The organism is Ramlibacter sp., assembly GCF_035655895.1.
Taxonomy (GTDB): domain Bacteria; phylum Pseudomonadota; class Gammaproteobacteria; order Burkholderiales; family Burkholderiaceae_C; genus Ramlibacter.
In genome coordinates this window covers 182,752-206,056 of the sequence record NZ_DASRTN010000006.1, presented here as the reverse complement: position 1 = coordinate 206,056, position 23,305 = coordinate 182,752, and the positions used below count along the sequence as shown (strand labels likewise).

Genomic DNA, 23,305 nt, shown 5'->3' with positions numbered 1-23,305 from the left:
TCCTCAGTGCGACAGGATCTTGTTGAGGAAGTCCTTGGTGCGCGCCTGGCGTGCATCCGGATTGCCGAAGAACTCCTCCTTGGAGCAGTCCTCCAGGATGCGGCCACCCACGTCGATGAAGATCACCCGGTTGGCCACCTTGCGCGCGAAGCCCATCTCGTGCGTGACCACCATCATGGTCATGCCTTCCTTGGCCAAGTTGACCATCACGTCCAGCACCTCGCCCACCATCTCGGGGTCGAGCGCGGAGGTGGGCTCGTCGAACAGCATCACGATCGGGTCCATCGACAGCGCCCGGGCGATCGCCACACGCTGCTGCTGGCCGCCCGAGAGCTGGCCGGGGAACTTGTCCTTGTGCGCCATCAGGCCCACCCGGTCGAGCATCTTCAGGCCCCGCACCTTCGCCTCGTCGGCGTTGCGGCCCAGCACCTTCATCTGCGCGATGGTCAGGTTCTCGGTGACCGACAGGTGCGGGAACAGCTCGAAATGCTGGAACACCATGCCCACGCGGCTGCGCAGCTTGGGCAGGTCGGTCTTGGGGTCGTTCACGGCGATGCCGTCGACGGTGATGGTGCCCTTCTGGATCGGCTCCAGCCCGTTCACGGTCTTGATCAGGGTGGACTTGCCCGAGCCCGACGGGCCGCAGACGACGACCACGTCGCCCTTGTTGATGTTGACGGAACAGTCGGTCAGCACCTGCACCGGGCCGTACCACTTGGAGACGTTCTTGATTTCGATCATGGGTAACTCCGTGCGGGGTCAGCGGATGATGGCGATGCGCGCCTGCAGCCGCTTGACCAGGAACGACAGGCCGACGCAGACGATGAAGTAGACGACGGCGGCCATGAGGTAGGACTCCTCGGGGCGGCCATAGATCTTGCCCGCCGTGACGAAGCCCTTGAGCAGGTCGTAGGCGCCGATCGCATAGACCAGCGAGGTGTCCTGGAACAGGATGATGGTCTGCGTCAGCAGCACCGGCAGCATGTTGCGGAAGGCCTGCGGCAGCACCACCAGCCGCATGTTCTGCGCATAGGTCATGCCCAGCGCCTGCCCGGCGTGGACCTGGCCGCGCGGGATCGACTGGATGCCGGCGCGCATGATCTCGCTGAAGTAGGCCGCCTCGAACGCGACGAAGGTGATGATGGCCGAGTATTCGGCTCCCACCGGCCGGCCGATGATCACCGGCACCAGCAGGAAGAACCACAGGATCACCATCACCAGCGGGATGGACCGCATGCCGTTGACGTAGAACGTTGCGGGCAGCACCAGCAGGGGCTTGCCCGACAGGCGCATCAACGCCAGCAGCGTGCCGAACACGATGCCGCCGATGGTGGAGATGAAGGTGAGCTGGACGCTGAACCAGAAGCCGTTGACGACGTAGCGGCTGATCAGGTCCCAGCTGAAGAAGGACAGATCCATCTCAGTGCCCCCCGCCGGTGCCACCGGCCACGATGAAGCCGGGAATCTGCATCCGGCGCTCGATGTAGGCGAACACGCGGTTCACCGCAAACGCGGAGATGGCGTACAGGGCGGTGACCGCGAGGTAGACCTCGATCCCGCGCGAGGTCTCCTCCTGCGCCTGCATCGCGAACATGGTGAGCTCGGCGATCGACACCGCGAACGCCACCGAGGAGTTCTTCAGCAGGTTCATCGACTCGCTGGTCAGCGGCGGCAGGATGATGCGCAACGCCATTGGCAGGATCACGTAGCGGTAGGTCTGGGCGGTGGTGAAGCCCATCGCCAGCCCCGCATAGCGCTGGCCCCGGGGCAGGGCCTGGATGCCGGCGCGCACCTGCTCGGCGATCCGCGCCGACGTGAAGAACCCGAGCGCCAGCACCACCAGCATGAAGCCGGGCACTTCGCGGAAGACGGGGAAGATCTTGGGCACGACGAAGTACCAGATGAAGATCTGCACCAGGATGGGGATGTTGCGGAACAGTTCGACCCAGGCATTGCCCAGACGCACCACCCAGGGGCTGTTCGGCAGCGTGCGGGCCGTGCCCACCAGTGCGCCCACCACCACGGCGACCACCCAGGCGCAGACGGCGACCGAGAGCGTCCAGCCCCAGGCGTGCAGCATCCATTCGAGGTAGGTGGTGTCGGCGCCTTTCGCCCAGCACCCGGCTTCCACCGTCCCCTCGATCGTGTTCTTGCAGAAAACCTGCCAGTCCCAAGCCATCGATGTTTCCCCGCCAGGGGGCCCCTCTCGTCAGATGTTGTTCGTTCTCGCCCGCGCATCCGGCGTGCGAAGGCTGACCTTCAAGCGCAAACCCCGCCCGGGCGACGCGCCGGACGGGGTTTGCGGTTCCAGCATGGCGGAGATTACTTCTTCAGGTAGTCTTCCAGCGGCTTGTCGTTGGGGTTGGCCCAGGCGTTCTTGGTTGCCTCGCTGGCCGGCAGGCCGACCTTGGTGTTCTTCGGCGGGATCGGCTGGACGAACCACTTGTCGTAGATCTTGGCCATCTCGCCGCTCTTCATCAGGTCGCGCAGGGTGTCGTCGGCCAGCTTCTTGAAGGCGGCGTCGTCCTTGCGCAGCATGATGGCGATCGGCTCGACGCTGATGGTCTCGCCCACGATCCGGTAGGCCGCCGGATCCTTGGAGGTGGCGATGTTGCCGGCCAGGATCTGGCCGTCCATCACGAACGCGTCGGCGCGGCCGGACTCGAGCATCAGGAAGCTGTCGGCGTGGTCCTTGCCGAACACCTCGTTGAAGTTCACGTTGTTGGCACGCTCGTGCTTGCGCAGCAGCTGGACCGAGGTGGTGCCGGTGGTGGTTGCCACGGTCTTGCCGCTCAGCTGGGCCAGCGAGTTGATGCCGGAGCTGGCCTTCACCGCGATGCGCACTTCCTCCACGTAGGTCGTCACGGCGAACGCGACGTCCTTCTGGCGGGTGGCATTGTTGGTGGTGGAGCCGCACTCGATGTCGACGGTGCCGTTCTGCACCAGGGGGATGCGGTTCTGCGAGGTCACCGGCAGGTACTTCACCTCGAGCTTGCGGCCGGCAGCCTTCTCGACGTTGGCCACGATGCGCTGGCACAGGTCGACGTGGAAGCCGGCGTACTTGCCGTCGCCCAGCGTGTACGACAGGGCGCCGGAGGAGTCGCGCACCCCCATCGTGATGGCGCCCGCGGCCTTCACCTTGGCGAGCGTGTCGTTCGCCTGCGCGAACGCGGCGCCGGTGGTGGCGGCCGCAATGGCTGCGGCGAGCAGAACCTTCTTCATTCGGATCTCCTGATCGAGAGCTAGGGGTGAATCTGAAAACGAAATTCTAGAGTCCAGGCCTTCGGGGATAACCCTGAAGACTTCGTCGGAACCGTAGAGTCTAAGCAGAGTTCATGCCGCCCGGCCATCCGACGCCTGCAGCCGCAAGGGCTCCGTCAGCCTCTCGGGCACCAGCAGGGCGTCCATTTCGGTCCGCGTGAGGATGCCCAGCGACTCGGCCACCGCGTCGATCGGCGCGCCGGTGGCGATCGCGGTCTTGGCGATCATGGCCGCCTTCTCGTAGCCGATGATCGGGTTGAGCGCCGTCACCAGCGTCACCGATTCGCGCACCCGGCGCGCCAGCAGCTCCCGGTTGGCCTCGATCCCGGCCACGCAGTGGTCCTGCAGCGTGATGCAGGCGTTAGAGAGGTGGCGGATGCTCTTGTACAGGCTCCAGCCCATGATCGGCTCGAAGGCGTTGAGCTGCAGCTGCCCGGCCTCGGACGCCATCGTCACCGTCACGTCGTTGCCGATCACCTCGAACGCGACCTGGTTCATCACCTCCGGGATCACCGGGTTCACCTTGCCCGGCATGATCGACGAGCCGGCCTGGCGCGGGGGCAGCCGGATGTCGCCGAAACCGGCCTGCGGCCCGCTGCCCAGCAGCCGCAGGTCGTTGCAGGTCTTGGACAGCTTGCTGGCCACGCGCTTCAACACCCCCGACAGCTGCACGAAGGCGCCCGTGTCCTGGGTGGCCTCGACCAGGTTCTTCGACTTGACCACCGGCACGCCGCTGACCTCGGCCAGCGTGCTGCAGGCCAGTTCCGCGTAGCCGGCCGGTGCGTTGATGCCGGTGCCGATGGCGGTGGCGCCCAGGTTGATCTCCTGGATCAGGACGCGCGCCTCGCGCAGCCTCGCCTCGTCCTCCTCCATCATCACCGCATAGGTCGAGAACTCCTGCCCCAGCGTCATGGGCACGGCGTCCTGCAGCTGCGTGCGGCCGATCTTGAGGATGTCGCGGAACTCGTGCGACTTGGCCTCGAAGCCGGCGCGCAGGTAGGCCATGGACTGCAGCAGGTGCTCGATGCCGAACCACAGCGCGAGCCGCACCGCGGTGGGATAGACGTCGTTGGTGCTCTGCGAGGCATTGACGTGGTCGTTCGGGTGCAGCACGTCGTAGCGGCCCTTCTCGAACCCCAGCCGCTCCAGCGCGAGGTTGGCGATCACCTCGTTGGCGTTCATGTTCGTCGACGTGCCGGCGCCGCCCTGGATCACGTCGACCACGAACTGCTCGTGGTGGTGGCCTGCGATCAACTGCTCGCACGCACCCATGATGGCGTAGGCGCGGCTCTCGTCGAGCACGTGCAGGGCGAGGTTGGTGCGGGCGGTCGCCTTCTTGACGTACCCGAACGCGCGGATCAGCTCGGGCATGGCCGAGATCGGCGTGCCCGAGATCGGGAAGTTCTCCACGGCGCGCGCGGTGTGGACGCCCCAGTAGGCCTGGGCGGGAATCGGCTTCTCGCCGAGGAAGTCGTGCTCGATGCGGTGGTCGTTCGTCATGCGGTGGCCGGCAGTTGCGGTGCGGCGACTGTAGGTCCGGCGCCGGGCGGTGACCAATGCCGTTTGGACGCGGCCCCATGCCGGCGACGCATAACCACCGCCCCGCGCGCCTGTTCAGCCCATCAGGACGTGGTCGTGCTGCCCGCCAGGTAGGTCCAGAGTGCCTGCACCGTGCCCTTGCCCGGTTCGCGGCCGCTCGGCTTCTCGCGGTAGGCGCGCACATCCATCGCCATCTCCAGTCCGCCCAGTCCCCCCGCCGCCGGCACCAGCCGACGCGCCCGCAGCTCCTTCTTGACCGCGCTGTGCGGGAGGAAGGCGACGCCGTGGCCCTCCAGCGCCATCACCTTCAGGCCCTCGGCCATGTCGGTCTCGTACACCCGGTCCAGGTGGATCGCCGTGCCGGCCTGCCGCAGGATCAGCTCGGTCACCTGGCCGAGGTAGGCGCCCGGCGCGTAGCCCAGGTAGGGGAGCGGGTGCCCGGGCCGACCGGGCAGACGGAACAGCGGTTCGCCGTCGGGGTCGGGCTTGCAGTACGGGGCGAGCACCTCCTGGCCGAGCGTCACCATCTCGTAGCGGTCGGCGTCCAGCTGCAGCGGCTGCGCGGCGTGGTGGTAGGCGATCAGCAGGTCGCAGCCGCCCTCGACCAGCCGCATCGCGGCGTCGTGCACGTTCAGTGCGATCAGGCGGCTCTTGATCGGTCCGAACCGCTCGCGCAGGCTCGACACCCAGGCCGGGAAGAAGGTGAAGGCCAGCGTGTGCGGCACCGCGAACTCGATGACGTCTTGCCCGGCACTCGAATGGCCGCGCAGCATCGCGCGCGTGCTTTGCAGCGCCTGCAGCATCTCCAGCGACTGTGCGTACAGCGTCTCGCCGGCGGGCGTGAGGCGGGTGGGATAGGAACTGCGGTCGACCAGGTCGGTGCCTGCCCAGGCCTCCAGCGCCTGGATGCGCCGCGAGAAGGCGGGCTGGGTGACGTGGCGCAGCTGCGCCGAGCGGCTGAAGCTGCGGGTCTCGGCAAGGCTGACGAAATCCTCGAGCCACTTCGTTTCCATCAGCACGCCTCCCCGCGGGCGACCGCCTCGTAGTGCGACACCACCGGGAACGGTTCGTAGAAGTGGTGCAGCAGCCGCTTCCAGTCCTGGTACTGCGGCGAGCCGCGAAAGCCCACCGTGTGCGCCTCCAGCGTGTCCCAGCGCACCAGCAGCAGGTACTCGCCAGGGCGCTCCAGGCAGCGCTGCAGCTCGTGCGAGCGGTAGCCCGGCATCGAGGCGATGATGCGCTGCGCCTGGCCGAACGCGGCTTCGAACGCCGGCTCGTGGCCGGGGCGCACCTGCAGGGGAGCGGCTTCGAGAATCACGAGACCTCCGGGACGTGGACTGCCGCCGTGCCCGCCACGGCGGACTCCGCGGGCGCTCGCCGTCGCCCTCGTTCCCGCAGCGCAGGCGCCGGGACCCCGCCTTCGCGGGGACCGCTGGGATCGCGAGCGGAAGTCTTCACGGCTGGTCAGGGCGAAAGCTCGATGGTACGTGCCTGCACCTCGGTTCCCTCGATGTGCAGCTCGCCCACCGAGACCGGCAGCTTGAAGCGGCGCGGGCCGGCGCTGCCCGGGTTGACCGTCAGCAGGCCGTCGCGCTCCTCGACCCGCGGCTTGTGCGAGTGGCCGCACACGATCACGCGCGTGCCCGGGGGCGCAGGATGGCGGCGCAGGTCGGCCAGGTCGTGCAGCACCCAGATGCCCACCGCGCCCACCTGGAGCAGCGCGGTCTCGGCCAGGCGCGCCGCCCAGGGTCCGCGGTCGTTGTTGCCGCGCACCGCCGTGAGCGGCGCGATGCCTGCCAGCTGCTCCAGGATCGAGGGCTGCACGATGTCGCCGGCGTGCACGATCAGGTCGCTGCCGCGCAGCCACTCGAGCGCCTGCGGGCGCACCAGGCCGTGCGTGTCGGAGATGAGGCCGATGCGGGTCGCCACGCGCCGGCCTCGTGGACTCAGGCGGCCCCGATGTTCGGCACCAGCGCGCCGGCCGGCTGGCCGTTCTTCAGCGCGGCGGTGAAGGCGAGCATCCGGTCGATCGGCAGGCGGGCCCGCACGCCCAGCGCCGGATCGACATGGACCTCATTGACGCCGGTCTCCAGCACGTGGGCGAGTCCGGCCAGGCCGTTCATGGCCATCCAGGGGCAGTGCGCGCAGCTCTTGCAGGTCGCACTGTTGCCGGCCGTGGGCGCCTCGTGGAACACCTTGTCCGGATTCAGCGTTCGCAGCTTGTGCATCATCCCGTTGTCGGTGGCGACGATGAACTCGCGCGCGTCCATCTCGCGGGCAGCCTTCAGGATGGCGGAGGTCGAGCCCACGGCATCGGCCAGCGCCACGACGTCAGCCGGCGACTCCGGGTGCACCAGCACCTTTGCGCCGGGATGCTGGCGCTTGAGGTCTTCGAGCTCGAAGGCCTTGAACTCGTCGTGCACGATGCACGAGCCGCTCCAGAACACCATGTCGGCGCCGGTCTCGCGCTGGATGTAGCCGCCCAGGTGGCGGTCGGGCGCCCACAGGATCTTGTGGCCCTTGTCCTTGAGGGCCTTGACGATCTCCAGCGCGCAGCTGGACGTGACCAGCCAGTCCGAGCGCGCCTTCACCGCGGCACTGGTGTTGGCGTAGACGACCACCGTGCGGTCGGGATGCTGGTCGCAGAAGGCGCTGAATTCGTCGATGGGGCAGCCCAGGTCGAGCGAGCAGGTCGCATCCAGGTCCGGCATCAGCACGCGCTTCTCGGGCGACAGGATCTTGGCCGTCTCGCCCATGAAGCGCACGCCCGAGACCACCAGCGTCTGCGCCGGGTGGTCGCGGCCGAAGCGCGCCATCTCCAGCGAGTCGCTGACGATGCCGCCGGTCTCCTCGGCCAGGTCCTGCAGGTCCGGATGCACGTAGTAGTGCGACACCATGACCGCGTTGCGCTCCTTGAGCAGGCGCCGGATGCGGTCCTTGAGCTCGTCGCGCTCGTGCGGCAGCGGCTCCACCGGCACGCGGGCCCAGGCATGCCGGGTGCTGCACACGTCGCCGACGGGCTGCTCGTAATCGACTTCCTTGATCGGGATGACGGCGGACATCAGAGTTCCTTCAGGCGCATCGAGTAGTCCGTGGCCTTCACGTCCTTGGTGAGGGTGCCGATGGAGATGCGGTCGACGCCCGTCTGCGCAAGCTCCCGCAGCTTCTCCAGCGTCACGCCGCCGGAGATTTCCAGGATCGCGCGGTCGGCGTTGCGGCGCACCGCTTCGCGCAGGGTGGCCAGGTCCATGTTGTCGAGCAGGACCATGCGGGCACCCGCGGCGAGCGCCTCGTCCAGCTGCTCCAGGGTCTCGACCTCGATCTGGACGAACTCGGCGCGCGCCGCGACCTCGGCCGCCGCCTTCAGCACCGCCGAGACCCCGCCGGCGGCCGCGATGTGGTTCTCCTTGATGAGGACCGCGTCATGGAGCCCGATGCGGTGGTTGGTGCCGCCGCCGGTGCGCACCGCGTATTTCTGCGCCAGCCGCAGGCCCGGCAGCGTCTTGCGCGTGTCGACGATCCGGGCGCGCGTGCCCTTCACCGCCTCCACGTAGCTGGCCGTCTTGGTGGCCACTCCGCTGAGCAGTTGCAGGAAGTTGAGCGCGGTGCGCTCGGCCGTCAGCAGGGCGCGCGCCGCACCGCGGATCTCCACCACCGGCTGGCCGACCGCGCAGCGGTGGCTCTCGGGCACGGCCCAGGTGATGGTGGCCTGGGGATCGAGCTGGCGCACGGCCGCCACGAACCAGGGGCCGCCGCAGACCACCGCGGCCTCGCGCGCGATCACCACGGCTTGTGCCCGGCGCGCGGGGTCCACCAGGCTGGCGGTCAGGTCACCGTCGCCCACGTCCTCGGCCAGCGCCCGCGCGGCGTCCTGGCCGGCGAGTGCGGCAACGGCGGCGGCGCTGAAATCGAATCGTTCCGTCATTGGCCGAGCATAGCCGGATCGCTTTCGCACCAGCGCCGACGCGGTTGCACACGCTGGCGCGCTCCGGCCGACAATCGGGCCATGGAAACAGCCTATCTCGACAAGGAACCCGGCCGCGACGAGGTGGACGGGTGGACCGGACCGGCCCTGATCGAATTCGGCACGCCCTGGTGCGGCTGGTGCCGCGGTGCGCAGCCGAAGATTGCCCAGGCCCTGGCCGACCATCCCGGCGTGCGCCACGTGAAGGTGGAGGACGGCAGCGGCCGCCGCCTCGGACGCTCGTTCGGCGTGAAGCTCTGGCCCACGCTGGTGTTCATGCGCGACGGCCAGGAGGTCGCCAAGCTGGTGCGCCCGATGGATGCGCAGCCGATCGCGGACGCGCTGGCGCAGATCGATCCGGTTGCCTAGCCACCGGAGGCCCAGGCCGGCGCCGTTGCTGCGGCCCGGCCGGCGAGCCTTGCGCGGTGCGGCCGGTGTGCCGGGCCTGCGATCCGCTGGGGGACCGCGCCCACCACGGCCTCAGCGGCCCTCGGCGGCCGGATCGCGTCCCATCAGCCGGGCCACGGCGTCGGCGGGGCGCAGGCCGCCGTCCAGCAGCTCCACGACCGCACGGGCGACCGGCATGTCGACGCCCAGGCGCTCGGCGCGCGCCACCACTGTGCGGGCGCAGTACACGCCCTCGGCCACGTGGCCCAGCGAGTCCACGGCCTGCTGCAGGCTGTGCCCCTGCGCCAGCAGGAGCCCCACCTTGCGGTTGCGGCTGAGGTCCCCGGTGGCCGTGAGCACCAGGTCGCCCAGCCCCGACAGGCCCATGAAGGTCTCGGCGCGTCCGCCCAGCGCGATCCCCAGGCGGGTGATCTCGGCCAGCCCTCGCGTGACCAGGGCTGCACGCGCGTTCAAACCCAGCGACAGGCCATCGCACAGGCCGGTGGCGATCGCCAGCACGTTCTTCACCGCGCCGCCGACTTCGGCGCCGACCAGGTCGTCGTTGGCGTAGACCCGCAGCTCGCTGCTGTGGAACGCGGCCACCAGCGCGTCGCGCACGGCCGCGTGCGGGCTGGCGGCCACCAGGGCCGTCGGCCGCCGCAGCGCGACCTCGAGGGCGAAGCTCGGACCGGTGAGTGCGCCGCCTTGCAGCTGGGGCGCGACGTCGGCCTGGACCTCGTGGCCGAGCAGGCCGAACGGCTGGGACTGGGGCGCCTCGAACCCTTTGCAGAGCCAGGCGATGGGCAGCCGGCTATCGGCCAGGGCCTGCAGCATGCCGCGCAACCCGGCCATGGGGGCCGCGATGACGACCAGGTCGTGCCCGGCCGCCAGCGCGGCCGCATCACCCTCCCCTGCCACCCGCAGCTGCGGCGGCAGCGGCACCTGCGGCAGGTAGCGGCGGTTGCAACGCTCCTCGCGCAGCGAGCGCCGCTGCGCGGGGTCGCGCGCCCACAGCGTGACCGCATGCCGGTCGGCCGCGCTCACGGCGAGCGCAGTGCCCCACGCCCCGGCACCGAGGACGAGCAGCTTCATGTCGCCGGCCGGCGGAATCAGGCGGAGGTGATGATCGACGACCCCTGCTGCTGAGCCTGCTGCTGCTCGTACATGGCCTGGAAATTGATCTCGGCCAGGTGCACGGGCGGGAAGCCGGCACGGGTGACCAGGTCGGACACGTTGCTGCGCAGGTAGGGGTAGACGATCTGCGGGCAGGCGATGCCCATGATGGGGTTCATCTGGTCGGCCGGCAGGTTGCGGATCTCGAAGATGCCGGCCTGCTTGACCTCGACCAGGAAGACCGTGCGGTCCTTGATCTTGGTGGTCACGGTCGCGGTGACGCACACCTCGTACATGCCCTCGGCGGCCTGGCCGGCCTCGACACCCAGCTGGATGTCGACCGACGGCTGCTCCTGCTCGAGCAGGATCGCGGGCGAATTGGGCTGCTCCAGGGACGCCTCCTTGAGGTAGACGCGCTGGATCTGGAAGACGGGGTCCTGTTGGTCGGCCATGGAGTGCTTTCTGTGAAATGAGAAGGCCCGCCTGCGTGGCAAGCGGGCCGGGTGTCGACCGGTGATTATCTCAGGGCCGTCGGCGGGCCTTCGAACGCGATGGCTCGGCTTGGGAACGCCGCAGCCGAGGCGGCGGCTCGACGCTCAGCCGTTGAGCAGCGGCAGCAGCCCGCCTTCGCTGTCCAGCGCCATCAGGTCGTCGCAGCCGCCCACGTGGGTCTCGCCGATGAAGATCTGGGGCACGGTGCGCCGGCCGGTGATCTCCATCATCTTCATGCGCTCCTGCGGCTGCGCATCGACACGGATCTCGTTGATGTGCTCCACCCCGCGCGCCTTGAGGATCTGCTTGGCCCGGATGCAGTACGGGCAGACGGCGGTGGTGTACATCGTGACGGGTTGCATTGCGATCGGTGTCCTCAGGCTTTCTCGACCGGCAGGTTAGCTTCTTTCCAGGCCTTGAGTCCGCCGGCCAGGACTTGGGCCTTGTCGTAACCCAGTTTCTTGGCCACCGCCAGCGCGCGCTGGGCGCGGCCGCCATTGGCGCACACCAGGATCAGCGGCACGGTCTTGTTCTTCACGGCCTCGGGCAGGCGGCGCTCGAGGTCGGCGAGCGGCACGTTGCGCGATCCCACCACGTGGCCCGCCGCAAATTCCTCCACCTCGGAGACGTCCACCACGACCGCCTTCTCGCGATTGATGAGCAGGACGGCGTTGCCGGGCGTGAGGCCGGACGCGGCGGCACCACGCAGCGCAGGCCACAGCAGCATGCCGCCCGAGGCCACCGCCACCGCGACCAGGGTCCAGTTGTCGATCAGGAATTTCATTCTTCGCTCATGTCCCGCCTCTCGGCGCAAACCCGGGATTCTAGAATCCGGCGTTTTGCCCGGCCACTTTCTGCCTATGTACAAGCTCGTGCTGGTTCGCCACGGCGAATCGACCTGGAACCTGGAAAACCGCTTCACCGGCTGGACCGACGTCGACCTGACGCCGACCGGCATCGAGCAGGCCAAGGCCGCCGGACGCCTGCTGCGCGCCGAGGGCTACGAGTTCGACGTCTGCCACACCAGCGTGCTCAAGCGCGCCATCCACACCCTGTGGCACTGCTTGGACGAGATGGACCGCCAGTGGCTGCCCACGGTGAAGTCGTGGCGCCTGAACGAGCGCCACTACGGCGGGCTGCAGGGCCTGAACAAGGCGGAAACCGCACGCAAGTACGGCGACGAGCAGGTGCTGGTCTGGCGCCGCAGCTACGACGTTCCGCCCCCCGCACTGGAGGCGGCCGATCCGCGCAGCGAGCGCGGCGACCTGCGCTACGCCCGCCTGGCCCCGGGCGACGTGCCCCTGACCGAGTGCCTGAAGGACACGGTCGCGCGGGTGATGCCCTACTGGAACGAGTCGATGGCACCGGCCATCCGCGCCGGCAAGCGGCTGCTGGTGGCGGCGCACGGCAACTCGATCCGGGCATTGGTCAAGTACCTGGACGGCATCTCGGACGCCGACATCGTCGGGCTGAACATCCCCAACGGCATTCCGCTGGTGTACGAGCTCGACGCCGACCTGCGCCCCATCCGCCACTACTACCTGGGCGACGCCGAGGCGGCCGCCCGTGCGGCCGCGGCGGTGGCAGGCCAGGGCAAGGCCTGACCGCGACCTGACGCCCATCCGCTGGCCGGCACCGCCCGGCTTGCGAACGGCTTGTAAAGTCCGGCGATTTCGCACGGCCCGGCACGCTCTTCCGGAACCACGCTCCCTCCGACGCGTCTGAGCATGTTCTCAGGTGTATATTGACTGCGCGAGAGGACTTGACTTTCCCCATGAGCCACAAACTGAAGATCGCCGGCTGGATTTCGGTGGGCGCGCTGGCCGGCGCCCTGACCACGGTCTCGCTGCAAACCGTCGCCCGTGGCTCCCTGGCCCCGCTGCCGCTCGAGGAACTCCAGCAGCTGGCCGCCGTGTTCGGCATGGTCAAGAGCGACTACGTGGAGCCGGTCGACGAGCGCAAGCTCATCTCCGACGCCATCTCCGGCATGGTGTCCAGCCTCGATCCGCATTCGCAGTATTTCGACAAGAAGTCCTTCAAGGAATTCCGCGAAGGCACCTCCGGCCGCTTCGTCGGCGTGGGCATCGAGATCTCCCAGGAAGACGGCCTGGTGAAGGTGGTCTCGCCGATCGAGGGCTCGCCGGCCTACCGGGCGGGCCTGAAACCCAACGACCTGATCACCAAGATCGACGACACCGTCGTCAAGGGCCTGACGCTGTCCGACGCGGTCAAGCGCATGCGCGGCGAGCCCCAGACCAAGGTCACGCTCACCATCTTCCGCAAGGAGGAGAGCCGCACCTTCCCGGTCACGATCACCCGCGAGGAGATCAAGACCCAGTCGGTCAAGGGCAAGGTGATCGAGCCGGGCTATGGCTGGATCCGCCTGTCGCAGTTCCAGGAGCGCACCGTCGATGACTTCGTGCGCAAGGTCGAGGAGATCTACCGTGCCGAGCCCAACCTCAAGGGCATGGTGCTGGACCTGCGCAACGACCCGGGCGGCCTGCTCGACGCGGCCGTGGCCATCTCCGCGGCCTTCCTGCCCGAGAACGTGACGGTGGTCTCCACCAATGGCCAGCTGGCCGAGAGCAAGTTCGTCTACAAGGCCTCGCCCGAGTTCTACCAGCGCCGCTCCGGCTCCGATCCCCTGCGCCGCCTGCCGGCCGGCATCAAGACGGTGCCGCTGGTGGTGCTGGTCAACGAAGGATCGGCGTCCGCCAGCGAGATCGTGGCTGGCGCCCTGCAGGACCACAAGCGCGCCGCCATCCTGGGCAGCCAGACGTTCGGCAAGGGTTCGGTGCAGACGGTGCGCCCGCTCGGCCCCGACACGGGGCTGAAGCTCACCACGGCCCGCTACTACACCCCCAGCGGCAAGTCGATCCAGGCGCGCGGCATCGTGCCGGACGTGCTGGTCGACGAGAGCGAGGAAGGCAACCTGCTGTCGCTGCTGCGCACGCGGGAAGCCGACCTGGAAAAGCACCTGGGCAGCGGCCAGGGTCCGGAAGTCAAGGACCCCGCGCGCGAGAAGCTGCGCGAGGAGGCCCGCAAGCGGGCCGAGGAAGAGGCCCGCAAGCCGGTGTCCGAGCGCAAGACCCCTGAGTTCGGCACGCCCGAGAAGGACTTCCAGCTGGTGCAGGCGCTGAACCAGCTCAAGGGCCGGCCGGTGCTGGTAAGCAAGACCCAGGTCATCGAGAACAAGAACGAGAAGAAGGAACAGTGATCGCGGCGGCCTGCGCCGCCCCTGTTCCCACCAGGCCGGACGAGCGCCGGCCGGATGCAGCAAAGCCAGCCTCCGGGCTGGCTTCGTTCTTGTGGCCCACAATCGCGGCCCATGACCGATGACGACCTGCTGCGCTACTCGCGCCACATCCTGCTCGAGGAGATCGGCGTCGAGGGCCAGGAGCGCCTCGCGGCCGGACGCGCGCTGGTGATCGGTGCCGGTGGGCTGGGATCACCGGTCGCGCTGTACCTCGGCACGGCGGGCGTGGGCCACATCACCCTGGTCGACCACGACCGGGTGGACGTCACCAACCTGCAGCGCCAGATCGCGCACGCCATGGCCCGGGTGGGGCTTCCCAAGGTCGAATCCGCGCGGCAGGCCATCGCCGCCCTCAATCCGGGCGTGCAGGTGGACACGGTGGACGCAAAGGCCGATGCGGCCCTGCTCGACGCGCTGGTCGCCCGGCACGACGTCGTGATCGACTGCTGCGACAACTTCGCCACCCGCCAGGCCGTCAACGCCGCCTGCGTGCAGCATGGCAGGCCCCTGGTGTCGGGGGCAGCGATCCGCCTGGACGGACAGCTGGCCGTGTACGACCCGCGGGATCCGCAGTCGCCCTGCTATGCCTGCGTCTTTCCCGCCGACAGCGCGCCGGAGGAGACACGCTGCGCGACGCTGGGCGTGTTCGCGCCGCTGGTGGGCATCATCGGTTCGATGCAGGCGGCCGAGGCGCTGAAGCTGCTGGCCGGCATCGGGCCCGGGCTCGCCGGGGTGCTGCTGCTGCTGGATGCACGCGGCATGGAGTGGACCCGCCTGCGCACGCCCCGGCTGGCCGCCTGCCCGGTCTGCTCGGGCCGCAGTCGGCACTGAGGATCAACGTCGCGGCGCAGCCGGTGCTGCGCCCATGCGCTGACGGTCTTCCTCGGTGGGCTTGCCGTTGCTGGCGGGCGCTGCGGCCTGGCGCAGCGTGCCCACGCAGTCCGCGTCCTGCCCCGGCCCGGTCTCGATGGTCGCGGCCAGCGCCAGCAGCGGATTCACCGCGCCCAGGGCCACGGCGGCCAGCGCGCGGCCGGCCAGCGAGCCCTTGTCCAGGCCCACCTCGGGCGCGCCGAAGGTGCCGCCCACCTTCAACGGCGAACGCAGGCTCAGGATGCTGGTGTCCTTGGGCTGCGGCTTGATCACCACGTCCATCGCTTCGCGGCCGAGGTCGATCCTGGCGTTGCCCCAGAACACGGTGTCGTCGGTGTCCAGCAGCAGTGCACGCGAGGTCATGACGCCCTTCTCGACGTTGAAGGCGGTCGCGGCGCACCGCACCTCCACCCGCCGGTCGCCTTCGACGAAGAACTTCAGCACCTCGCCGCCATCCAGGCCGGCGAACTCCAGCAGGATGTTGCTGATCTCCCCGCGCCCCATGAGCAGCGCGACGTTCCCGTCGGCGTTCCCCAGCATCTGGGCCACCGAACCGCCGCGGGTGGTCAGTTCGATCTGTGCCTGGAGCTTGCCGAAGCTGTTGCGCATGGACTGCGACGCAGGAACGAGCTTGCTGAGTTCCAGGGAGCGCGCGTCGAGCCGCGTCTGGGCGGTTGCCGGATTCGCATTCGCATCGATGCGGATCTGGCCGGCCAGCCGCCCGCCCGCCACGCCCAGGTCGAGTGGATCGAGTCGCAGCACCCCATCGGCGAGCCGCACATGGGTGCGCATGCTGTCCAGCGGCAGCCCCTTGGCATTGACGACCTTGGCGGCTTCCACCTGCACGTCGGCATTCATGCTCTTGATCCGGCTGACGTCCAGCGGCGCATTCGGCAGGACCTTGCGGTTCGGGTCCTTGGGCGCCTTGTCCTTGCGGTCCTTCTTGGCGGCCGGTGTGCCGGCATCTGCGACCTTCTGCGTGGCGGCGGCCGACCGCCCCTTCGGGTCGTCGCGCAGGCCGATCAGCGGCGCGAGATCCTCGAAATCCAGCATGCGGGACTTCAGTTGTCCGCTGAGCGCCGGCACCTTGGCCGACTGGTCGAAGGCGAGCTCGCCCGTGATGTCCGTGCGGCCCAGGCGCGCGTCGATGCGGCGCGCGCGCCAGAGGTTCCCCTCCTTCGCGAGCTGGCCCCCCATCGCGTACTTCGGCGTGTCGGGCAGCGACACGCCGACCAGCTTGTACAGGTCGCCCAGGTTGTTCCCCTGCAGGCGGAAGTCGACGTTCGCACCATCGAGCGTCGCCAGGCTCGAGACGGCTCCGCGGGCCTCGAGCCGGGTGTTGCCCGCGGCGAGCTGCACTTCGGCCGGGAAAGGCTGCTGCAGTGGCGCGCTCAGGTACAGCACGTCGCCTGTCCTGCCCTGGGCGGTGAAGGCCTGCTCCTGCCAGGTGCCGCGTGCCTGGAACTGCAGCGGCATGGCCGGCGTGCCGGCAGCCGCCCCCGCGTTGGCGGTGGCACGGTCCATCGCGAAGTCCACCCGCACGTCGGCGCCTTGTGCGCTGGCCACGTAGTGCAGCGTGCCCTGGTCGACCACCAGAGCCCCGATGTCCGGCACGTTGCTCTCGTCCTTGGTGTCGCCTCCCAGGGCCCAGGTCTTGCGGCCATCCGGCTCGATCTGCATCCCCAGCTGGGGTCGCGTGAGCCGGATCAGCGGCAGCTCGATGCGGCGGCGCAGCAGCGGCCACAGGCGCACGTCGACTTCGGCGGCATCGGCCTTGACCAGGTGCCGGTCCCGGGCCCAGTCGGGGTTGGCGAATTCGATGCCGTCCATCAGCACGCGCGTCGTGCGGCCGACCTTCACGTCCAGGCGGCGCGTGATCTCGAAATGGCGGCCGGTCTTCTCGCTGACGTACCGGTTGATCGGCCCGCGCAGCACGTCCCAGGGGAACAGGGCGACCAGCAGCATCAGCGCAGCGAGCACCAGCACGATCGCAGCCAGAAGCTTGGCCCACCAGGGCAAGCGCTTCGCCGGGTGGACTGCTGCGTCGGCCATGGGTCGGTCAGCGTGACGTGGTGGGCTGGATGGTGGACGCGACCGACGCCGGCGCGACGTGCTGGGCGGTGGCGCCGTCGACTGGCTCGCCCAGCGCCACGAGCCCGGCCGCAACCAGCGTGCCGAAGAAGATCATCAGCGTATCGAGGACGAGTTTCATGGCCGGCTGCTGGAGGTTTCGTGTTTCGGCCGAGTCTGGGGGGTGAACAAATGTTGCCCGGTCAGTGCCGTGCGTCAGCTCCTGTCGGCAGGTGCCTACAAGCGGCCTGCCGCCATGCCGACGGGAGCCACGGGCGAAACAGCCCGCTCCTGCGATCGCCCGCGGGAAGGTGATGGCTGGGGAGCGCCAGCAAGGCAGGGCCCTGCTCGGAGCCTTTTTTGCCGGGCCCGCTCGCCTGCCAGCAGGGCGCATCCAGGCACCGATGGTCGGCGGCCGACCGGCGAAGGTCGCAGCGGCAGGAGCCTGAGAGCGGGGGGAAGACGGCGGGGGTGGAGCGCAGGATGGGATGCATCGTGCCAGCGCCGCCTCGAGGAGAGGGCGCGCTGCAGGATGCGATGTCTCTGCAGCGCGCAGAGCAGCGAGGGGGCTGCTCGGGTGGGATGCGGCCGATCAGTCGATCAGCTTGTTCTTCAGCGCGTAGCAGGTCAGGTCGCTGTTGGAAGCCAGGCTCATCTTCTCCATCAGGCGCGTGCGGTAGGTGCTCACGGTCTTGACGGAGAGCGACAGCGCCTTGGCGATGTCGCCCGCAGTCTCGCCCTTGGCCAGCTTCAGGAAGACCTGGAACTCGCGCTCGGACAGCTGCTCGTGCGGCGCACCGCCTTCCTTGCGGTTGAGCTGCTGGGCCAGCAGTTCGGCGACGGCGGGCGAGATGTAGCGGCGTCCGAGGGCGATGGTGCGGATCGCGTTGACGATCTCCATCGGCTCGCACTCCTTGTTCAGGTAGCCGCTGGCGCCCTGGCGGATCAGGTTCATCGCATAGTGCTCCTCCGGGTAGCCCGAGAGGATCAGGATGCCGACGTCGGGCGCCTTCGCTCGGATCATGCCCAGCGCGTCGATGCCGCTCTGGCCCGGCATCGACAGGTCCATCACCAGCACATCGAGCTCCGTGGTGCGGACCAGGTCGATGGCCTCGCGGCCACTCGCGGCTTCGCCCACCACGCGCAGATCCACCTGCTCGGAGAAGAACTGCTTGAGTCCCGACCGAACGATGGCATGGTCATCCACAATGCCGACTTTGATCATGTGTTTCGCTTTCGAGTGCCTGTCCGTCGGACCATTGTGGCCCAACTTGGAATGGAAATGGCCTACCCTTCAGCCATGATTATTTCGGATTTTCCTGGTTCACGGGGCCGCAGGCCGTGAACTTCGCCACTGGCGGCCGGCTGCCGAAGAAGGCGCTCAGCCTTTTACTGGCCGTTCTGGCTGCCCTCACGCTCATCGGCATCAACGAGGCCGGCCATGAGCGCTCGACAGCGGCCCTCGACAGTGTGGCACGCGAATTCGAGACCCGCAGCCGCCTCAACAGACTGCTGCAGCACATCCTGGATGCCGAGACCGGCTCCCGCGGCTTCCTGCTCACCGGCGACCCGCGCTACCTGGAACCGTACGACGCCGCGGTGACCAGGATCGGCACCGTGCTCGAAGGTCTGCGCCAGGAGCCGCAGCGCACCCCCCAGGATGCCGTCGCGCTCGCCGAGCTCGGCCGCAACGTGGAACGCAAGCTGGCCGAGATGGAACTGTCGGTGCGCATGCGCAAGCAGGGCAACGAGGATGCCTGGAAGTTCGTGCTCATGACGGACGTCGGCAAGGAGCACATGGACGCGATCCGGCTGCAGTCGATGCGGCTGCTGGAGTCGGCTGCCACGCGGATCGAGGCCAGCCAGGCCCAGGTTCGCCACTCGCTGCTGCTCTCGCGCATCGGGATCGCGCTCACCGGGGTGGCCGCCCTGGTGGCGTTCTGGCTGTACCTGCGCCAGTCCGGCCGCCTCGAGCAGGCTGGCGAGCGGCAGCAGCAGGCGCTGCAACAGGAACGCGACCAGCTGGAGCTGCAGGTGCGCGATCGCACCGCCACGCTGGCCGAACTGGCCACCCACCTGCAGCAGGTGCGCGAGGACGAACGCGGGCACCTGGCGCGGGAACTGCACGACGAACTCGGCGCCCTGCTCACGGCGGCCAAGCTCGACGTGGCGCGGCTGAAGTCCCGCCTGGGCACGCCGCCCCCGGAGGATATCGGACAGCGGCTGCAGCACCTGACCGAGACCCTCAACAGCGGCATCGCGCTGAAACGCCGCATCATCGAGGACCTGAGGCCGTCCTCGCTGTCGAACCTGGGGCTGACCGCGTCGCTCGAGATCCTGGGTCGGGAGTTCTCGGAGCGCTCCGGCGTGGACGTGGCCACCAACCTCGAGCCGGTCGACCTCGACGAAGCGCACCAGCTGACCGTCTACAGGCTGGTCCAGGAAGCGCTGACCAACGTCGCCAAGTACGCCGAAGCCCGGCACGTCGAGGTGGCCGTCCACCGCTACGAGAACCACGTGGAAGTGACGGTGACGGACGACGGCAACGGCTTCGACCCGGCCGGCGCCCGTCCGACCACGCACGGGCTGGCCGGCATGCGCCACCGGGTCGAAACGGCCGGTGGCCGACTGATGGTGGCATCCGAACCGGGGCGCGGCACCCGCATCACCGCCGTGTTGCCTTCGCAGCTTCCGGCCGCCTGATTCCGGTTCAGCCGTCAGCCCGCTCCTACGCGGCCCCACCCCGCGCACCGACATCCGATCACGCTTGCGGCCGATCAGCCACGGCCGAGCCGGCCACGTACGCTTGTCCGCGTAGCGCAGTCGACAAACGCGCCAACCCACGGTGCCGCGCTCGCATCGGGGCGCACCAACACGAGAGAGGACATCTGATGGCCAACAGCAAATCGTTCCGTGCCGGAACCTCCACCCAGTCGCTCGCCGACGACGCCATGGAGAAGGTGCGCGACCTGCGCCTGGGCGTGCAGGACCTGGCGAGCAAGAGCCTGAACGCCGTGGGCGACACCGCCAGCGTCGCGCAGGAACGCCTGGGCCGCTACGCGGGGCTCACCGGCCGCTATGTCACCGAACAACCGGTCAAGTCCGCGCTGATCGCCGCCGCGGTCGGCGCCGCGGTCGCCGCGATCGTGATGGTGGCCCGCAGCCGTCGCAACCGTTACTACTACTGATCGGGGCAGGCGCGCCATGGCCCTCGTGCATCCCATCTTCTCGGTGCTGGTCAGCCGGCCGGAGCTGGTCATGGACCACGTCGCCGGCTACGCTTCCCTCGTGCAGGAGGAGGCGTCCACCGTTGGCACCGAGGTGAAGAAGCGGGCGATCGCCTGGGCGGTGTGCGGGGTCTGCGCGCTGGTGTTCCTGATCCTGGCCGGCGTCGCCTTCATGCTGGGCGCCGTGCAAAGCTTCCACTGGGCCCTGGTGCTGGTGCCGCTGGTGCCGCTGGCCATTGCCGGCGCGGCGTTCGGGATGGCGCGCAAGCAGCTTCCCGGCCGCGCCTTCGCCGAGCTGCGCGCGCAGCTCGACGCCGATGCCCAGGCCCTGCGCACCCTGGGAGGGCGCCCGTGAGCACCGGGTCCGACCGGGTCGAACGCACGCGGCTGGCGATCCTCGAACACATCCACCGCAGGGACCAGCGGCGTCACGGACGCGACCCCGACCAACTCGACGCCAGCACCACGCAGGCGCAAGCCGACCGGATCCAGGCCGACGCCGTGCAGCGGGATGTCGGGGGCGGCGGCGGCGGCGGCTGGATGTCCCAGGCCCGCGACCAGGTGGAAGCCTGGTGGCGCTACCACCCGGCGCATGTCGCGGTGGACCTGGCGCGTCCTGCCCTGGCCTCCTACGCGCGCCGCAAGCCGCTGGCCTACCTGGGCATCGCGGCTGCCGCGGGAGCCGTGCTCTTCATGCTGCGGCCCTGGAAGCTGATCTCGGTGACCGGTGTGGTCGTGGCACTGGCGAAGTCGCCCCAGGTGGCGGGCCTGGTGATGTCCGCGCTGTCCTCCTCGCACAACCCCAAGGACGACCCCCCCGTCGAGGAATGAACCACGACCGCGGCTGGAAGGTGCGGCCAGCCGGCGGACCTCATGCAACCGCACCAATGAACAGGGATACAAGGAGAACACCATGAACAAGTACGCACGCGCCATCGCCATCGCCGCCCTCGCGGGTGCCACGCTCGCCGGCACCGGCTGCGCCGTCGTGCGCGGCCAGCAGACCGCCGGCTCCTACGTCGACGACACCACCATCACCACCGCGGTGAAGGCCAAGTTCGTCGAGGACAAGACCGTCGATGCGGCTGCCATCAAGGTGCAGACGCTGAACGGCACCGTCCAGCTCTCGGGTTTCGCCAAGTCCAGCGCCGAGAAAACCCAGGCCGAATACCTCGCGCGCAACACGAAGGGCGTGCGAGACGTCAAGAACGACCTGATGGTCCGTCCCTGATCTGAACATCCATTCCGAGGGCGCCCCGGCCACGTCCGATCCGGACGGGGCCGGGGCGCATTTCCCATGAAAACATTCCGCTGCGACCACTGCGGTCACCCCCTGTTCTTCGAGAACGTCCGATGCCTCCAGTGCGGCAGCGCCCTCGCCTTCCTGCCGCACCGGCTCGCGCTCTGCGCGATCGAGCCGGCCGAGGGGGCAGCCCCCGGGCTGTGGCAGCGCAAGGCGGCGCACCGCCGGCGGCCCGCGCACTGGCAGTACCGGCTGTGCCGCAACCACACCGACCACCAGGCCTGCAACTTCGCCGTGCCGGCGAACGATCCCAACGAGTACTGCGTCTCGTGCCGCCAGACCCGCGTCCTGCCCGATCTCTCGGTGCCCGAGAACGTGGAGCGCTGGTACCGCATCGAGGTCGCCAAGCGACGTCTGTTCTACACGCTCGCCCATCTGGGCCTGGTCTCGGTGGACCCGCCCAACGGCGAGCGCGACGGCCCGGTCTTCGAGTTCCTGGCCGACACCCCTGGCCACATGGTCATGACCGGCCATGCCAACGGTCTCATCACCCTGAACATCGCGGAAGCCGACGACGCCGAACGGGTCAAGCGGCGCGTCCAGCTGCACGAGCCGTACCGGACGCTGCTGGGCCATCTGCGCCACGAATCGGGCCACTACTACTGGGACCGCCTGATCGACGAGGGTGGTCGGGTCGACGAGTTCCGTCGGGTCTTCGGCGACGAGTCGGTCGACTACGGCGAGAGCCTGCAGCGGCATTACGCGAACGGAGCGCCGGCCGACTGGAAGAACAGCTTCGTCAGCGCCTACGCGACCTCGCACCCGTGGGAGGACTGGGCCGAGACCTGGGCCCACTACCTGCACATGGTGGATCTGCTGGAGACGGCGGCCTCGTACAACACCAAGGTGGAGATCCCTGGCGGCGGCGGCACGCCGGCGCCGGATGACGCCGCCGAAGTCGAGGTCGACGATCCCTTCGAGCGCAGCGAGCCCGACTTCGACAGGCTGGTGGAACAGTGGGTGCCGGTGACGCTGCTGGTGAACAGCCTCAACCGGAGCCTGGGCCAGGAGGACGCCTATCCCTTTGCGCTCACCCCGGTCGCGCTCGAGAAGCTGCGGTTCATCCACCAGGTGATCCATGACCACCGCGAGCAGCCAGACGGCGGCAAGCCGGAGCAGGACGACACCAGCGGTCCCGCCATGCAGACGCCCGAGCCGGTGCCAGCAGGGGCCTGACGAAGCCCTCCGGCGCGCGAGCAAGCGCCGGAGGCGATCCACGCGTCAACTGGAGCTGACGGTCAGCTGGTTGTTGACCGACTTCACGTCGCGGATGTTCTTGGCGATCTCGTCGGCCCGTGCCTTGGCCGACGCGCTGGGCACAGGTCCGGTCAGCGTGACCACCCCGTCGCGGGTGTCCACGTCGATGCGGGTGGCCTTCAGGTCCTTGTCGCCCATCAGGCTCGCATTCACGCGGGCCGTGATCTGCGCGTCGTCCACCTTGACGCCGGCCGTCCCGGCCGCGCCCATCACCGAGGTCCGCACGTCGGCCGTCGCACTGCGGGCTGAGTCGCCGGCGCGCGCGGTGGCCTCTCGGGTGGTGCTTCCGAGTTCGGCGGTCTTCTCGCGCACCGCGGCACCCAGCTCGGCGGTCTTGTCGCGTCCGGTGTCGCGTGCGGTCGCGGTCGCTTCGCGCGCCTCCTGGCCGGCGTCGCGCGCGACCTCCCCGGTCCGGGCGACGGCCCCATCGAGCTTCTGGCCCACGGTCTCGCCGTCGCTGCGCTCCCCGCAGGCACCCAGCGCCAGGGCCAGCAGCAGCGTGGACGCGCCCAGGACGCGGTGTCGGTTGGCAGGCTGCATCTTCTTTCCTTTCCGAAAAATGGAAC

At 69.1% G+C, this 23,305-nt stretch carries 28 protein-coding genes; 10 read left to right on the top strand and 18 right to left on the bottom strand.

Annotated features, from left to right (window positions below; translation table 11 throughout):
- Nucleotides 1–3: 3 nt before the first annotated feature.
- From VFE82_RS04145 to nadC, 10 genes are all read right to left on the bottom strand, one after another.
- A complete protein-coding gene (locus tag VFE82_RS04145; RefSeq protein ID WP_324998979.1) occupies nt 4–741 on the bottom strand; it encodes an amino acid ABC transporter ATP-binding protein in 738 nt (245 codons plus the stop codon).
- Between the two features lie 18 nt (nt 742–759).
- Complete coding sequence (locus tag VFE82_RS04140) at nt 760–1,419, bottom strand: amino acid ABC transporter permease (protein ID WP_324998978.1); 660 nt, start codon at nt 1,417–1,419, stop codon at nt 760–762.
- 1 nt (nt 1,420) lies between these two features.
- Entirely contained in the window at nt 1,421–2,179 is a 759-nt protein-coding gene (locus VFE82_RS04135) for an amino acid ABC transporter permease (protein ID WP_324998977.1), read from the bottom strand.
- A gap of 143 nt (nt 2,180–2,322) precedes the next feature.
- A complete protein-coding gene (locus VFE82_RS04130) occupies nt 2,323–3,222 on the bottom strand; it encodes an amino acid ABC transporter substrate-binding protein (RefSeq protein ID WP_324998976.1) in 900 nt (299 codons plus the stop codon).
- A gap of 111 nt (nt 3,223–3,333) precedes the next feature.
- Complete coding sequence (locus VFE82_RS04125; protein ID WP_324998975.1) at nt 3,334–4,761, bottom strand: aspartate ammonia-lyase; 1,428 nt, start codon at nt 4,759–4,761, stop codon at nt 3,334–3,336.
- Between the two features lie 122 nt (nt 4,762–4,883).
- Nucleotides 4,884–5,813, bottom strand: coding sequence for a LysR family transcriptional regulator (locus VFE82_RS04120; protein ID WP_324998974.1), 930 nt, complete (start codon nt 5,811–5,813; stop codon nt 4,884–4,886).
- The gene (locus VFE82_RS04115) at nt 5,813–6,118 is read right to left on the bottom strand and encodes an antibiotic biosynthesis monooxygenase (RefSeq protein WP_324998973.1); all 306 of its coding nucleotides are present in this window, start codon (nt 6,116–6,118) and stop codon (nt 5,813–5,815) included. The genes VFE82_RS04120 and VFE82_RS04115 overlap by 1 nt, the downstream gene beginning before the upstream one ends.
- A 146-nt stretch (nt 6,119–6,264) precedes the next feature.
- Nucleotides 6,265–6,729 (bottom strand): metallophosphoesterase family protein, encoded by a 465-nt coding sequence (locus tag VFE82_RS04110; RefSeq protein ID WP_324998972.1) that lies wholly within the window; start codon nt 6,727–6,729, stop codon nt 6,265–6,267.
- A gap of 17 nt (nt 6,730–6,746) precedes the next feature.
- Complete coding sequence (nadA, locus tag VFE82_RS04105) at nt 6,747–7,862, bottom strand: quinolinate synthase NadA (protein ID WP_324998971.1); 1,116 nt, start codon at nt 7,860–7,862, stop codon at nt 6,747–6,749.
- The gene (gene nadC, locus VFE82_RS04100; protein ID WP_324998970.1) at nt 7,862–8,725 is read right to left on the bottom strand and encodes a carboxylating nicotinate-nucleotide diphosphorylase; all 864 of its coding nucleotides are present in this window, start codon (nt 8,723–8,725) and stop codon (nt 7,862–7,864) included. Before nadC ends, nadA begins: the two co-directional genes overlap by 1 nt.
- 81 nt (nt 8,726–8,806) lie before the next feature.
- Between nadC and VFE82_RS04095 the strand changes: the two genes are divergently transcribed.
- Nucleotides 8,807–9,133: a thioredoxin family protein gene (locus VFE82_RS04095; protein ID WP_324998969.1), complete on the top strand. Its 327-nt coding sequence runs from the start codon at nt 8,807–8,809 to the stop codon at nt 9,131–9,133.
- Between the two features lie 111 nt (nt 9,134–9,244).
- On the opposite strand, the gene VFE82_RS04090 is transcribed toward VFE82_RS04095, so the two are convergent.
- From VFE82_RS04090 to VFE82_RS04075, 4 genes are all read right to left on the bottom strand, one after another.
- Nucleotides 9,245–10,243 carry an NAD(P)H-dependent glycerol-3-phosphate dehydrogenase gene (locus VFE82_RS04090; RefSeq protein ID WP_324998968.1) on the bottom strand — a complete coding sequence of 333 codons (999 nt, stop codon included), beginning with the start codon at nt 10,241–10,243 and terminating at the stop codon, nt 9,245–9,247.
- Nucleotides 10,244–10,260: 17 nt separating this feature from the next.
- A complete protein-coding gene (secB, locus tag VFE82_RS04085) occupies nt 10,261–10,716 on the bottom strand; it encodes a protein-export chaperone SecB (protein ID WP_324998967.1) in 456 nt (151 codons plus the stop codon).
- Between the two features lie 144 nt (nt 10,717–10,860).
- Nucleotides 10,861–11,118, bottom strand: a complete 258-nt coding sequence (grxC, locus tag VFE82_RS04080) for a glutaredoxin 3 (protein ID WP_324998966.1) — start codon at nt 11,116–11,118, stop codon at nt 10,861–10,863.
- Nucleotides 11,119–11,132: 14 nt separating this feature from the next.
- The gene (locus VFE82_RS04075; RefSeq protein ID WP_324998965.1) at nt 11,133–11,540 is read right to left on the bottom strand and encodes a rhodanese-like domain-containing protein; all 408 of its coding nucleotides are present in this window, start codon (nt 11,538–11,540) and stop codon (nt 11,133–11,135) included.
- 76 nt (nt 11,541–11,616) lie between these two features.
- Here VFE82_RS04075 and gpmA point away from each other — a divergent pair, with 76 nt between their 5' ends.
- The 3 genes from gpmA to VFE82_RS04060 all read left to right on the top strand — a co-directional run bounded on the left by gpmA (nt 11,617) and on the right by VFE82_RS04060 (nt 14,843).
- Entirely contained in the window at nt 11,617–12,360 is a 744-nt protein-coding gene (gpmA, locus tag VFE82_RS04070) for a 2,3-diphosphoglycerate-dependent phosphoglycerate mutase (RefSeq protein WP_324998964.1), read from the top strand.
- Between the two features lie 170 nt (nt 12,361–12,530).
- On the top strand, nt 12,531–13,973 hold the full coding sequence (locus tag VFE82_RS04065; protein WP_324998963.1) for a S41 family peptidase: 1,443 nt from the start codon (nt 12,531–12,533) through the stop codon (nt 13,971–13,973).
- A gap of 111 nt (nt 13,974–14,084) precedes the next feature.
- Nucleotides 14,085–14,843, top strand: a complete 759-nt coding sequence (locus tag VFE82_RS04060) for a molybdopterin-synthase adenylyltransferase MoeB (protein ID WP_324998962.1) — start codon at nt 14,085–14,087, stop codon at nt 14,841–14,843.
- Between the two features lie 3 nt (nt 14,844–14,846).
- Here VFE82_RS04060 and VFE82_RS04055 read toward each other — a convergent pair whose 3' ends face one another.
- The 3 genes from VFE82_RS04055 to VFE82_RS04045 form a co-directional block, all read right to left on the bottom strand.
- Entirely contained in the window at nt 14,847–16,934 is a 2,088-nt protein-coding gene (locus VFE82_RS04055; protein WP_324998961.1) for an AsmA family protein, read from the bottom strand.
- Between the two features lie 7 nt (nt 16,935–16,941).
- Nucleotides 16,942–17,094, bottom strand: coding sequence for a hypothetical protein (locus VFE82_RS04050; RefSeq protein WP_324998960.1), 153 nt, complete (start codon nt 17,092–17,094; stop codon nt 16,942–16,944).
- 450 nt (nt 17,095–17,544) lie between these two features.
- Nucleotides 17,545–18,177: a response regulator transcription factor gene (locus VFE82_RS04045; protein ID WP_324998959.1), complete on the bottom strand. Its 633-nt coding sequence runs from the start codon at nt 18,175–18,177 to the stop codon at nt 17,545–17,547.
- 116 nt (nt 18,178–18,293) lie between these two features.
- Here VFE82_RS04045 and VFE82_RS04040 point away from each other — a divergent pair, with 116 nt between their 5' ends.
- From VFE82_RS04040 to VFE82_RS04015, 6 genes are all read left to right on the top strand, one after another.
- On the top strand, nt 18,294–19,655 hold the full coding sequence (locus VFE82_RS04040) for a CHASE3 domain-containing protein (protein WP_324998958.1): 1,362 nt from the start codon (nt 18,294–18,296) through the stop codon (nt 19,653–19,655).
- Nucleotides 19,656–19,843: 188 nt separating this feature from the next.
- A complete protein-coding gene (locus VFE82_RS04035; protein ID WP_324998957.1) occupies nt 19,844–20,140 on the top strand; it encodes a hypothetical protein in 297 nt (98 codons plus the stop codon).
- Between the two features lie 16 nt (nt 20,141–20,156).
- Entirely contained in the window at nt 20,157–20,534 is a 378-nt protein-coding gene (locus VFE82_RS04030) for a phage holin family protein (RefSeq protein WP_324998956.1), read from the top strand.
- On the top strand, nt 20,531–21,010 hold the full coding sequence (locus tag VFE82_RS04025; protein ID WP_324998955.1) for a hypothetical protein: 480 nt from the start codon (nt 20,531–20,533) through the stop codon (nt 21,008–21,010). Before VFE82_RS04030 ends, VFE82_RS04025 begins: the two co-directional genes overlap by 4 nt.
- A gap of 82 nt (nt 21,011–21,092) precedes the next feature.
- Nucleotides 21,093–21,410: a BON domain-containing protein gene (locus VFE82_RS04020; protein ID WP_324998954.1), complete on the top strand. Its 318-nt coding sequence runs from the start codon at nt 21,093–21,095 to the stop codon at nt 21,408–21,410.
- 66 nt (nt 21,411–21,476) lie between these two features.
- Nucleotides 21,477–22,658, top strand: a complete 1,182-nt coding sequence (locus VFE82_RS04015) for a putative zinc-binding peptidase (RefSeq protein ID WP_324998953.1) — start codon at nt 21,477–21,479, stop codon at nt 22,656–22,658.
- Nucleotides 22,659–22,703: 45 nt separating this feature from the next.
- On the opposite strand, the gene VFE82_RS04010 is transcribed toward VFE82_RS04015, so the two are convergent.
- Nucleotides 22,704–23,279, bottom strand: coding sequence for a BON domain-containing protein (locus tag VFE82_RS04010; RefSeq protein ID WP_324998952.1), 576 nt, complete (start codon nt 23,277–23,279; stop codon nt 22,704–22,706).
- Nucleotides 23,280–23,305: the final 26 nt, after the last annotated feature.